Source organism: Pseudomonas sp. BN515 (genome assembly GCF_029873155.1).
Taxonomy (GTDB): Bacteria; Pseudomonadota; Gammaproteobacteria; order Pseudomonadales; family Pseudomonadaceae; genus Metapseudomonas.
Map to the genome: position 1 here is coordinate 164,213 of NZ_SSOH01000071.1, position 12,656 is coordinate 176,868.

The 12,656-nt window shown below is 65.8% G+C and carries 9 protein-coding genes; 7 read left to right on the forward strand and 2 right to left on the reverse strand.

Annotated elements, in window-relative coordinates:
• Nucleotides 1–151: 151 nt before the first annotated feature.
• Both phaC and E8E91_RS17855 read right to left on the reverse strand, forming a co-directional pair.
• Nucleotides 152–1,837 (reverse strand): class II poly(R)-hydroxyalkanoic acid synthase, encoded by a 1,686-nt coding sequence (gene phaC, locus E8E91_RS17850; RefSeq protein WP_280377421.1) that lies wholly within the window; start codon nt 1,835–1,837, stop codon nt 152–154.
• Nucleotides 1,838–1,961: 124 nt separating this feature from the next.
• A complete protein-coding gene (locus tag E8E91_RS17855) occupies nt 1,962–2,885 on the reverse strand; it encodes an alpha/beta hydrolase (protein ID WP_280377423.1) in 924 nt (307 codons plus the stop codon).
• A gap of 699 nt (nt 2,886–3,584) precedes the next feature.
• On the opposite strand from E8E91_RS17855, the gene kdpF reads away from it, so the two are divergent.
• The 7 genes from kdpF to glsB all read left to right on the forward strand — a co-directional run bounded on the left by kdpF (nt 3,585) and on the right by glsB (nt 12,588).
• Nucleotides 3,585–3,674: a K(+)-transporting ATPase subunit F gene (gene kdpF / locus E8E91_RS17860; RefSeq protein WP_036996920.1), complete on the forward strand. Its 90-nt coding sequence runs from the start codon at nt 3,585–3,587 to the stop codon at nt 3,672–3,674.
• Between the two features lie 8 nt (nt 3,675–3,682).
• Nucleotides 3,683–5,383 carry a potassium-transporting ATPase subunit KdpA gene (kdpA, locus tag E8E91_RS17865; RefSeq protein WP_280377426.1) on the forward strand — a complete coding sequence of 567 codons (1,701 nt, stop codon included), beginning with the start codon at nt 3,683–3,685 and terminating at the stop codon, nt 5,381–5,383.
• A gap of 12 nt (nt 5,384–5,395) precedes the next feature.
• Nucleotides 5,396–7,450: a potassium-transporting ATPase subunit KdpB gene (kdpB, locus tag E8E91_RS17870; RefSeq protein ID WP_280377429.1), complete on the forward strand. Its 2,055-nt coding sequence runs from the start codon at nt 5,396–5,398 to the stop codon at nt 7,448–7,450.
• Nucleotides 7,451–7,537: 87 nt separating this feature from the next.
• A complete protein-coding gene (kdpC, locus tag E8E91_RS17875; RefSeq protein WP_280377432.1) occupies nt 7,538–8,089 on the forward strand; it encodes a potassium-transporting ATPase subunit KdpC in 552 nt (183 codons plus the stop codon).
• Entirely contained in the window at nt 8,086–10,734 is a 2,649-nt protein-coding gene (locus tag E8E91_RS17880; RefSeq protein WP_280377435.1) for a sensor histidine kinase KdpD, read from the forward strand. Before kdpC ends, E8E91_RS17880 begins: the two co-directional genes overlap by 4 nt.
• 163 nt (nt 10,735–10,897) lie before the next feature.
• Nucleotides 10,898–11,590: a response regulator gene (locus tag E8E91_RS17885; protein WP_280377437.1), complete on the forward strand. Its 693-nt coding sequence runs from the start codon at nt 10,898–10,900 to the stop codon at nt 11,588–11,590.
• An 89-nt stretch (nt 11,591–11,679) separates the two neighbouring features.
• Nucleotides 11,680–12,588 (forward strand): glutaminase B, encoded by a 909-nt coding sequence (glsB, locus tag E8E91_RS17890; protein ID WP_280377439.1) that lies wholly within the window; start codon nt 11,680–11,682, stop codon nt 12,586–12,588.
• Nucleotides 12,589–12,656: the final 68 nt, after the last annotated feature.

The window sequence follows — 12,656 nt, forward strand, 5'->3', positions numbered from 1 at the left end:
GCTTGGCGATTGAAATCGCCCCTTCAGGGTTAGTGCCGAACTCATTGCTTTGTTGTAGGGGCGAATTCATTCGCCAAGGGCAACGTAGTTGTCCCGTGGGCCGTGGGCTCCCTGACCAAACGCGCAGGAATCCCTGCCAGCGCGTCGCCGCTCAACTTGAATGCACGTAGGTGCCCGGCGCGGCCTCCATGGGGGGATGGTCCTGATTGCCCAGGGCCTTCAAGGTCTTGCGTTGCTCACCGGAGCGCGCCTGAATCCAGTCCAGCCACGTCGGCCACCAGCTTCCGATCTGCTGCTGCGCGTCGAAATACCAGGCGCGCGGGTCGGACGACAGTTTGCTGTTCTCCAGGTAGTTGGCCTTGGGGTTACCAGGCGGGTTGAGGATGCTCTGGATATGCCCGCTGTTGGACAACAGGAAGCGTCGCTTGCCACCGAGCAGCAGGGTTGAGCGGTAGACCGTGTCCCAGGGGGTGATGTGGTCGTTGGTGCCGGCGACGCTGAAGCTGTCCACCGTGACCTTGCGCAAGTCGATCGGGGTGCCGCAGATCTCCAGGCCGCCGCTGCGGATCAGCGGGTTGTGCTTGAAGAGGTCGAGAAAGTCGCCGTGAAGTGCTGCCGGCAAACGGGTGTTGTCACTGTTCCAGTAGAGGATATCGAAGGCCGGTGGCTGCCTGCCGAGCAGGTAGTTGTTGACCCAGTAGGTCCAGACCAGGTCGTTGGCGCGCATCCAGGCGAATACCTTGGCCAGGTCGCGGCCGTCCAGTACGCCATTGCGATAGGAGCGGAGTTTGGCCGCTTCCAGGGTCTCCTCGGTGACGAACAGGGCTGCCGGGCTCTCCACCCGGCTGTCCAGCAGGCTCACCAGATAGCTGGAGCTGGCTACCTTGCGCAGTTGCCGCTTGGCCTGCAGATGGCCCTGCAGGGCGGCAATGGTCAGGCCGCCGGCGCACGCTCCCGCCAGGTTGACCGCCATGCTGCCGGTGATGGCGCGACACGCATCGAGTGCTTCCTTCACCGCCTCCACATAGTGCGACAGACCGCACTCGCGATGGCGTATGTCCGGGTTGCGCCAGCTGACCATGAACACCTGCAGCCCGTTCTTCAGCGCGTATTGCACGAAGCTCTTTTCCGGGCTGAGGTCGAAGATGTAGAACTTGTTAATCTGCGGCGGGACGATCAACAGCGGCTGCTGGTACTGCTTCTCGCTCATGGGCCTGTACTGGATCAACTCCAGCAGCTCGTTGCGGAATACCACGGCTCCGGGCGTGGTGGCGATGTTCCGGCCCACTTCGAAGTCCGCCTTGCGGACCTGGCTGGGCATGCCGCCGTTGTGCAGCAGGTCACCCGTCAGGTGACGCAGACCGTGGATCAGGCTGAGTCCGCCGGTGTTGAACATTTCCTTGAGCGCCAGTGGGTTGAGCAGCCCGTTGGTGGGGGACAGTGCATCGCCGAGCAGTGTCACGATGAAACGGGCCCGGGCCTTGTCGTCGGCCTCCAGGTTGCTCTCCTTGATCCAGGCGTCGAGCTGCTTCTGCCAGGTCAGGTAGCTCTGCAAGCCACGGCGGTAGAGGGGATTGAACCGCCACGTCGGGTCCTGGAAGCGCGCATCCTGGGCAGAGTGCTGGTGCGGCGTGTCGCCAAGCAGCACGCGACCCAGTTGGCCGCCGAGGGCCAGGGCATGTCGGGTACTGTGCACCGGTTGCTTGAGGCCCAGCAGCGCCAGGTCACGCAGGGTGGAGAGAACATCTCGGCCGCGCAGGTCGGGGGGGGCGCTTTCTTCTGTTGTCACTATTGTCGCGGGTTCAGGCAAGGTGCCCGCCGCTGGTTTATCTCGCATGGACCACACTCCGTCTTACTCCCATCGGGGGAGCCGAACAGAAAAGGGGTGAACCAAGGCGCCGCGCAGGTGCATCCATCTGCCGGGGAAGCCATCGCCCTGGCGGCAAACCTCCACCAATGGATCAGGGGGCAGCGCGCCGCACGGTGAGTACGTGGTTGCTGTTGGCATAGCGGTATAGCCCGTTCAGGGGCCGCACACTGGCCGGCTTGATCAAGCCGGAATCGGGCTGCAGAAAGCCGAGCAAGGCCTGCCGGGTGGCTTGCAAGGCCTCCTTGTGCTCCATGTCGAGGAAGTGCCCGGTGTTGCGGATGGTGCGGAACTGGCACTGAGGGGAATGGCGGGCGAACAAACGGGCGTCTCCCGCCGAGGTGTACTCGTCCCATTCGCCATTGATGAACAGCAGCGGAATATCGATAGCGGCGGCACAGGCGAGATAGCGCTCGGAGCCTTGCTTGAGCACCGCATTGAAATGAGCGTGCATCTGCCGGTATTCGTGCTCGGCCAGGCTACTGATGTGGCGGAAATTGAAGCGCTTGAACAGGGGCGGCAGGTGCTTGCCGATGGTGCTGTTGATCAGGCGGCCGACCTTGATGCGGTCGCAGGTCTGCAGCATGCTCAGGCCGCATTCCAGGTAGTCGCGCATGGGCTGATTGAGCCGCGCGGCGAATGAACCGAGCACCGCCTTCTCGATCCTGCGCGGTCGTTGTGCCAGCGCCAGCAGGGTAGCCGCGCCACCCCAGGAGAAGGACAGCACATGGTCGGCGGCGACCCTTTCGATCAGCTCCAGCAGAATGTCTGCCTCCTCTTCCTCGCTGATCAGCCGACCTGGGTAGTTGTGCGGTTTCGACTGGCCGGAGTAGGGCTGGTCGTAAAGCACCACGTTGAACTGCGGCTGCAGATAACGCACCGTCTGGGCGAACGATGCGGTGGTCGAGAACGCGCCGTTGACCAGAATGATGGTCTTCCTGGCGGCGGGATTGCAGTAACGCTCCGTATAAACCTTGTACTTCCTTTGAATGTCGACGATGGCGGTTTCCGGCTTCATGGTCTTTCTCTCGCACGGATTGGGCTAAGCGGACAGTCGGAGCAGCTGTTCGCAGGGCTATTCCACAGACAGCAGGGCGCCTCGGCCTGACGAAGGAATGCCAAGCGAATGAGTGACGACCTGATTACTTTCGATGAGCCGCGAAAGTCGTTTGGCATGGGGTTTTGCTGGGCAATGGGGCGGTAAAACGCCTGTGTGTCCGGCACGTACGGTTCGACTTTCTCTGGCCCCACAAGGGACGAAAGCTGTGGGGGAGTTCAACTATGCGGGCTCGATCGAAACGTCACCATCGTCGTTTCCCGGAGAAGGGTGTGGCTATTTCAGTCGAGCACCTGTCGTGGATCGGCGACAAGCCGTCGTGCCGACCACCCCGAAGATGGCCGCTGACAGGGGCGCGCAAGCTGATCCCGTAGGGTGGGCTTCAGCCCACCATCGCAGGTCCGCGTGGGCTAAAGCACACCCTACAAGGCTGCTTGGCGAATGAATTCGCCCCTACAGGATTGGGTACACCTCCAGTTCTCGCACCGTCCGCCCCCTCTCCCTCCGGGAGAGGGCTGGGGTGAGGGCAACCATCCCTAGCACGCTGCTCAACTTTACGCATTCTTGATGCCCCTCGGCCCCTCCGAGTCTCGTTCCTTTACGCCCCCCGTTCCGACAATGGCTCCACGGCGGCACAGACCGCATCTAGGAGCACAAGCAATGAGCATTCTCGACGGGGTGTCCCTGGTCCTGGCCATGGGGCTTTTCATTTATCTGCTGGTCGCGCTGCTGCGCGCTGAGCGCGGCTAGGAGGCCACATGCAACTTCAGGACATCGGTCTCATCCTGGCCTTCTTCGTGCTGGTGCTGGCGCCGGCCCCCTTCCTCGGGCGCTTCTATTACCGGGTGATGGAGGGACAACGCACCTTCCTGACCCCGGTGTTCGCGCCCGTGGAGCGTATTTGCTATCGCATCGCCGGCGTCGACGCCGAGCGCGAACAGGACTGGAAGGGCTACTGCGCAGCCCTGCTGGCCTTCAACCTGGCGGGCTTCGCGCTGCTGTTCTCCATCCTCATGCTGCAGGGTGCGCTGCCGCTGAACCCGCAGAAGCTGCCGGGCCTGGAATGGAGCCTGGCGTTCAACACGGCGGTGAGCTTCGTCACCAATACCAACTGGCAGGCCTATAGCGGCGAAGCGACGCTGAGCTACTTCAGCCAGATGGTTGGCCTTGGCGTGCAGAACTTCGTCAGCGCCGCCGTGGGCCTCTGCGTGCTGGTGGTGTTCGCCCGTGGCATCAGCCGCCGCAGCACCGACCGCCTGGGCAACTTCTGGGTCGACCTGACGCGCGGCACCCTCTACGGGCTGCTTCCGCTGTGCCTGGTGCTGGCGCTGTTCCTGGTCTGGCAGGGCGTTCCGCAGACCTTCCTCGACTACGCCCACGCCGTGACCTTGCAGGGCGCTGACCAGAGCATCCCGCTCGGCCCGGCCGCCAGCCAGATCGCCATCAAGCAGCTCGGCACCAACGGCGGTGGCTTCTTCGGCGTCAACTCCGCGCACCCGTTCGAAAACCCCACCGCCTGGAGCAACCTGCTGGAAGTGGCCTCCATCATCCTGATCCCGGCGGCCCTGGTGTTCACCTTCGGTCACTACGTCAAGGACCTGCGTCAGAGCCGCGCGCTGCTGGCCTGCATGCTGGTGCTGTTCGTCATCGGCCTGGGCGTGACGCTCTACAGCGAGTCCCAGCCGAACCCGGCCCTGGCCGCGCTGCCCATCGAGCAGACGGGCTCCCTGGAAGGCAAGGAAAGCCGCTTCGGCATCACCGCCTCGGCGCTCTGGGCGGTGACCACGACGGCCGCGTCCAACGGCTCGGTGAACGCCATGCATGACAGCTTCAGCGCGCTGGGCGGGATGGTCCCGATGTTCAACATGATGCTCGGCGAAATCGTCTTCGGCGGTGTCGGCGCCGGCCTCTACGGCATGCTGCTGTTCGTGCTGATCGCGGTGTTCCTCGCCGGCCTGATGATCGGCCGCACGCCCGAATACCTCGGCAAGAAACTGGAAGCCCGCGAAGTGCGCCTGCTGGTCGCCACTCTGCTGGTGATGCCGGTGGGCGTGCTGGTGTTCTGCGGCCTGGCCATCAGCCTCGACGGCCCGGCGGCGTCCATCACCAACCCCGGTGCCCACGGCTTCAGTCAGGCCCTCTACGCCTATACCTCGGGCACCGCCAACAACGGCTCGGCCTTTGCCGGTTTCGGCGCCAACACCCCGTTCCACAACGTGCTGATCGGCCTGGCAATGATCCTTGGCCGCTTCGGCTACATCCTCCCGGTACTGGCCATCGCCGGCAGCCTGGCGATGAAGAAGCGCGCACCCGTCGGCGCCAACAGCTTCCCCACCCACGGTCCGCTGTTCGTCACCCTGCTGACCCTGACCATCTTGCTGGTGGGCGGGCTGACCTTCCTTCCGGCGCTGGCCCTCGGGCCGATTGCTGAACATATCGCGTTGATTCAGGGCCTTTAAGGGAGATTGATGATGAATGCCCCCATGCAGGCGCTCAAAAGCAGCGCCAAGCAGCAACCCAAGACCTCCTTCGCCGCGCTGTGGAAGCCGGCGCTGCGCCAGGCCTTCGTCAAACTCGATCCGCGCCAACTGGTGCGCTCACCGGTGATACTGGTGGTCGAGCTGACCGCCGTACTGACCACCGTCCTCTGCTTCATCCCCAACCCGGCGGTGAGCACTGGCCTGGCCGTGCAGATCGCCCTCTGGCTGTGGTTCACCGTGCTCTTCGCCAACTTCGCCGAAGCCCTGGCCGAAGGCCGTGGCAAGGCCCGTGCCGATAGCCTGCGCGCCGGTAGCCAGGGCCTGACCGCCCGCCGTCGCAAGAGCAATGGCCAGTTCGAGACCGTGCTCGCCGCGAACCTGCGTCGCGGTGACGTGGTGCGGGTCGAGGCCGGGGAGCTGATCCCTGGCGATGGCGAGGTGATCGAGGGGATCGCCGCCGTCAACGAAGCGGCCATTACGGGTGAATCGGCGCCGGTGATCCGCGAGTCCGGCGGCGACCGTTCCGCCGTCACCGGCAACACCCGCATCGTCTCCGACTGGCTGCTAGTGAAGATCACCGCCAATCCGGGCGAATCCACCCTGGACCGGATGATCGCCCTGGTGGAAGGCGCCAAGCGCCAGAAGACCCCCAACGAAGTGGCGCTGGACATCCTGCTGATCGGCCTGACCCTGATCTTCCTGCTGGTGGTGGCCACCCTGCAGCCCTTCGCCCGTTTCGCCGGTGGCGACCTGCCCCTGGTGTACCTGGTGGCGCTGCTGGTGACCCTGATCCCCACCACCATCGGCGGCCTGCTGTCGGCCATCGGCATTGCCGGCATGGACCGCCTGGTGCGCCTGAACGTGATCGCCAAGTCGGGCCGCGCGGTGGAAGCCGCAGGCGATGTCCATGTGCTGCTGCTGGACAAGACCGGCACCATCACCTTCGGCAACCGCCGCTGCAGCGCGATGATCAAGGCCCCCGGCGTAGCCGGCAAGGAGCTCTCCGACGCCGCGCTGCTGGCCTCCCTGGCCGATGAAACGCCGGAAGGCAAGTCCATCGTCGAATACCTGCGCGCCCTGCATTCCATGCAGGAGCCGGCCCGCGACGAGATCACTGCGATTCCTTTCACCGCCGAAACCCGTCTCTCCGGCGCCGACTGGGCCGGCCGTAGCTACCGCAAGGGCGCGGTGGATGCGGTGCTCGACTGGGTCAACATCACCCGTGCAGAGGTTCCCGCGCCGCTGGCCCGCGAGATCGAGAAGATCGCCCAGAGCGGTGGCACGCCGCTGCTCGTGGCCGCCGACGGCAAGCTGCTGGGCGCCATTCACCTGAAAGACGTGGTCAAGCCTGGCATCCGTGACCGTTTCGCCGAGCTGAGGCAGATGGGCATCCGCACCGTGATGGTGACCGGCGACAACCCGCTGACCGCCGCCGCCATCGCCGCCGAGGCCGGGGTGGATGACGTGATCGCCGAAGCCACGCCGGAGAAGAAACTGGCGCGCATTCGCTTTGATCAGGGCGAGGGCAAGATGGTCGCCATGTGCGGCGACGGTGCCAACGACGCCCCGGCACTGGCCCAGGCCGACGTCGGCCTGGCCATGAACGACGGCACCCAGGCCGCCCGCGAGGCCGCCAACCTGGTGGACCTGGATTCCGACCCGACCAAGCTGCTGGACGTGGTGCAGGTGGGCAAGGAACTGCTGGTCACCCGTGGTGCCCTGACCACCTTCTCGGTGGCCAACGATGTGGCCAAGTACTTCGCCATCCTCCCAGCGCTGTTCGCCGGCATCTACCCGCAGCTCGGGGTGCTCAACGTGATGCAGCTGGCCAGCCCGCAGAGCGCGATCCTTTCGGCCATCGTGTTCAACGCGCTGATCATCATCGGCCTCATCCCGCTGGCCCTGCGCGGGGTACGGGTGCAGGCCAGCGACGCCGCCAGCCTGCTGCGCCGCAATCTGCTGATCTACGGCCTGGGCGGCATCGTTGCGCCCTTCGTCGGCATCAAGGTGATCGACGTCCTGCTGAACGCAGTGGGACTGGTGTGAATTTACCCCCTCTCCCTCTGGGAGAGGGGCCGGGGGTGAGGGTTCTCGCCCCCCCGCAAGACTTAGATTTCCCGCGAGGAACTGAATATGCTTAGCCAACTCCGCCCAGCCATTAGCCTCCTGGCCCTGATGACCCTGATCACTGGCGTCGCCTATCCGCTCACCGTCACCGGCATCGCCCAACTGGCCTTCCCCGAGCAGGCCAATGGCAGCCTGGTGCGGGATGCCAAGGGCGAGGTGCGCGGCAGCTCCCTGCTGGCGCAGAAATTCGAAGGCCCCGAGTGGTTCCAGCCGCGCCCCTCGGCAGCGAGTTTCGCCACCGTGGCCAGCGGCGCCAGCAACCTGGCGCCGAGCAACCCGGCCCTGGCCGAACGTATCAACAAGGATGCACATCGCCTGGCCAGCCAAGGTCACGGCAAAGTGCCCATGGCCCTGGTCACCACCTCTGGCAGTGGCCTCGACCCGCACCTGCCGCCGGCCGCCGCGCACTTCCAGATTCCGCGTATCGCCGCCGAACGCGGTCTGCCGGCCGATTCCCTGGAGCGCCTGGTGGAACAGAACACCGAACGGCCGCTGGTGGGGCCGGCGGTGGTCAATGTGCTGGCCCTTAACACCGCGTTGAACGAGATGATTCGATGAGTGATGCCCTGCGCGCCGATGCGCTGCTGGCCGACATGCCCCATGGCGGGCGTGGCCGCCTGAAAGTGTTCCTCGGCGCGGCACCTGGCGTGGGCAAGACCTACGCCATGCTCCAGGCCGCCCAGGCCCAGTTGCGCCAGGGTGTCGATCTGCGTGCTGGCGTGGTGGAAACCCACGGGCGCGCGGAAACCGAAGCCATGCTCGCGGGGTTGCCGCAGCAACCGCTGCGGCGCTTCGAGTATCGCGGCATGGCGCTCACCGAGATGGACCTGGACGGGATCCTCGCCCATCCGCCGCGACTGGTGCTGGTGGACGAGCTGGCCCACACCAACGCACCCGGCAGCCGCCATTCCAAGCGCTGGCAGGACGTGGAGGAGCTGCTTGACGCGGGCATCGACGTCTACACCACGGTCAACGTCCAGCACCTCGAAGCGCTGAACGACCAGGTCCGCGACATCACGGGTGTGCAGGTCCGCGAGACCTTGCCGGACTGGGTTCTGCAGGAGGCCGATGAAATCCTCCTGGTCGACCTGCCGCCGCGCGAACTGCTGGAGCGTCTGCGCGAAGGCAAGGTCTACGTGCCCGAGCAGGCCCGCGCCGCCATCGACGCCTTCTTCTCCCAAACCAACCTCACCGCGCTGCGCGAACTGGCCATGCAGACCGCCGCCGCGCGGGTGGATGCCGACCTCAACCGACGCTACCGCCAGCGTGGCCTGGAAGCACCCGCCGTGCGTGGAAGACTGCTGGTGGGGATCGACGGCGACCACCAGGCCGAGCGTCTGGTGCGCCACGCCAGCCGGGTAGCCGAGCGGCGCCACCTGCCCTGGTCGGTGGTGTACGTGGATACCGGCCGCGCCCGTTCCGAGGAGGTGCGGGCGCGCCTGCAGGGTGCCCAGCAACTGGCCGAACGCCTGGGTGGGGAAGTGGTGACCCTGCGTGCGGAATCCGTGGCAAAGGCGCTGGTGGAACACGCCGACGAGCGCCGCGCCAGTCTGCTGCTGGTGGGCCGCAGCCGCCAACGCCTGCGCCGCCGGTTGCTCGGTCGTGGCCTGGCGGAGCGCCTGCTGTACCTGGCTGAAGGGCTGGAAGTCAGCGTGCTCGACACAGAGGCGGACCGTCGCCCGGCCAGCCCACGCGCCAGCCACCCGACCCGCCTGGTGGACTATGGCCTGGCGGTGCTCGCGGCCATCGCCGCCAGCGCGCTGGCCTGGGCGGTGTCCCATACCCTGGAGCTGCCCAACATTTCCCTGGTGTTCCTCGCCGCTGTGCTTTTGGTGGCGGTGCGCAGCAGCCTGGGGCCGGCGCTGCTGTGCGCCGGGTTGTCGTTCCTCGCCTACGACTTCCTGTTCATCCCGCCGACGTTCTCCCTGACCATCGCCCGCCAGGAAGACGTGCTGACCCTGCTGTTCTTCCTGTTAATGGCCGGGCTCACCGGCAACCTGGCTTCGCGCCAGCGGCGCCAACTGAATGCGCTGCGCGACACCCAGTCGGAAACCACCGCGTTGCTCGACCTGTCGCGCAAGCTCACTGCCGCTACCGACCGGCAGGCCGTGCTCAACGTCGCCGTGCAGCAGTTCGGCGCCTGGTCGGACGTGGAGGTCTGCCTGCTGTCCCGTGGTCGTGACGGTGTATGGAAGGTGGAAGCCGGTGCCCAGCGCCTGCTGGTCGACCAGGAGCGCGCGGCGGCGGAGTGGTCCTGGCAGCATGACCAGCCTGCGGGCCTGGGCACCGACACCTTGCCCGGTGGCCGTTGGTGGTGGCTGCCGTTGTCGGGAGAAGAGGGGCCGCTGGTGCTGCTGGGCGTGAGCCCGCGTGACGAGGCGCCGTTGCCTGCCGAACGCCGGCGCCTGCTCGCGGCCCTCGGCCAGCCCCTGGCGCAGGCCATGGCTCGTGCGCAGCTGGCCGAAGAGCTGGAAGCGGCGCGCCTGCACGGAGAAACCGAGCAACTGCGCAGTGCGTTGCTGGCATCGGTGTCCCACGACCTGCGCACGCCGCTCACCGCCATGCGCGGTTCCATCGACAGCTTGCTGGCCCTTGGCGAGGCCATCCCCATGGCCGATCGCCGCGAACTGCTGGAAGGCACCCGCGACGAGGCCGAACGCCTCGACCGCTACATCCAGAACCTGCTGGACATGACCCGCCTCGGCCACGGCGGCCTCAAGCTGGCGCGCGATTGGGTGGCGCCGGTGGACATCGTCGCCAGTGCCCTGCAGCGCCTGCGTCCGGTGCTGGCGCCATTGCAGCTGGAAACCCAGGTGCCGGAGCAACTGCCGCTGCTCTACGTGCACGCGGCGTTGATCGAACAGGCGCTGGTCAACGTGCTGGAGAACGCCGCGCGCTTCTCGCCCACCCAGGGGCGGCTACGGGTTGCCGTGGACGCGGACGATGCCGAACTGCGTTTCTCCGTCAGCGACCAGGGGCCGGGTATCCCGCCGGATGAGCGCGACAGGATCTTCGACATGTTCTATACCGCTGCCCGAGGAGACCGGGGCGGGCAGGGCACGGGCCTGGGCCTCGCCATCTGCCAGGGCATGGTCGGTGCCCATGGCGGCCGCGTGACCGTGGGCGATGGCCTGGATGGCCGTGGCGCCACCCTGACCCTGCACCTGCCGCTGCATCCGCAGCCGCGGTTGGAAGAAGAATGAACCCTGTTCGACACCAATCCTGTAGGAGCGAATTCATTCGCGAAACGGGCCGCAGGACCGTCTTGCGTGGCTGGGAGACACAGACAGCTGCGCTGTCCTTCGCGAATGAATTCGCTCCCACAGAAAAGCAGTCCGCATTGGCAATGGAAACGATGAATCTCGAATGAGTACCAACCAACCGACCATCCTGGTCATCGATGACGAAGCGCAGATCCGCAAGTTCCTGCGCATCAGCCTGGCCGCCCAGGGCTATCGGGTGCTGGAGGGCGCCAATGGCCGCGAAGGGCTGGAGCAGGCAGCACTGGCCAGGCCCGATATGGTCGTGCTGGACCTGGGCCTGCCGGACATGGACGGCCAGGACGTGTTGCGTGAACTGCGTGAATGGTCCCAGGTACCGGTACTGGTGCTTTCGGTGCGCGCCAGCGAGGGCGAAAAGGTGCTGGCCCTGGACCGTGGCGCCAACGACTACGTGACCAAGCCTTTCGGCATCCAGGAATTCCTCGCTCGCGTGCGCGTGGCGCTGCGTCAGGGTGGGCCTGGCGAACAGCCGCAAGCGAGCATCGCCAGCGGCCCGCTGTTGCTGGACTTCGCCTATCGCCGGGTCACCCTCGACGGCGAGGAGGTGGCGCTGACCCGCAAGGAGTATGCGGTGCTTGCGCATTTGGCCCGTCACCTCGGCCGCGTGGTCACCCAGCAGCAGCTACTCAAGGACATCTGGGGCCCGACCCATGTCGAGGACACCCACTACCTGCGAGTGGTGGTGGGGCACTTGCGGCAGAAACTCGGCGATGATCCGGCCAACCCGCGATTCATCATCACCGAGGCGGGCGTCGGCTATCGGCTGAAGGAAGCCTGAACGGCGCATTTACCCTGTGCCGTCGGACACTCGGCGCGCGTCCAGTGCTGCATGGGCGCGCAGGCGCTCCCCCCATCGGAAGGACCGGCATGCAGCAGTTGTTGAACGAAATCCTCGACGAAGTCCGCCCCCTGATCGGCCAGGGCAAGGTCGCCAGTTACATCCCCGCGCTTTCCTGTGTCAGTGCGGACCAGCTCGGTATTGCCGTCTACAGCAATGACGGCGAGATGTACTGCGCCGGCGACGGCCTGACACCGTTTTCCATCCAGAGCATTTCCAAGGTCTTCAGCCTGGTGCAGGCCATCCAGCATTCAGGCGAGGACATCTGGCAGCGCCTGGGGCACGAGCCTTCGGGCCAGCCGTTCAACTCGCTGGTGCAGCTGGAGTTCGAGCGCGGCGTACCGCGCAACCCCTTCATCAACGCCGGCGCCCTGGTGATCTGCGATATCAACCAGTCGCGCTTCGCCGCACCGTCGTTGTCCATGCGTGATTTCGTCCGGCGGCTGTCCGGCAACGCCCATGTGGTGTCGGATGAAGTGGTGGCGCGTTCGGAATACCAGCACCGCGCACGCAATGCCGCCATGGCTTATCTGATGCAATCCTTCGGCAACTTCCACAACGACGTGGAGGCGGTGCTGCACAGCTACTTCCACCACTGCGCCATCCGCATGAGCTGCGCCGACCTGGCCCTGGCCTTCAGCTTCCTCGCCAACAACGGCGTCAGCCCTCACAGCGGCGAACTGGTCCTCACGCCGCGTCAGGCCAAGCAGGTGAACGCCATCATGGCCACCAGTGGCCTCTACGACGAAGCCGGCAACTTCGCCTACCGCGTTGGCCTGCCGGGCAAGAGCGGGGTAGGGGGTGGCATCGTCGCGGTGGTGCCGGGGCGCTTCACCGTCTGCGTCTGGTCGCCGGAACTCAACGAAGCCGGCAACTCCCTGGCCGGCATGGCGGCGCTGGAGAAGCTGTCGCAGCGGATTGGCTGGTCGATTTTTTAGCGGTTGGGTCGTTGTGGGGTGGCCTGTGGGGTAACACCTGTGGGAGCGAATTCATTCGCGAAAAATCC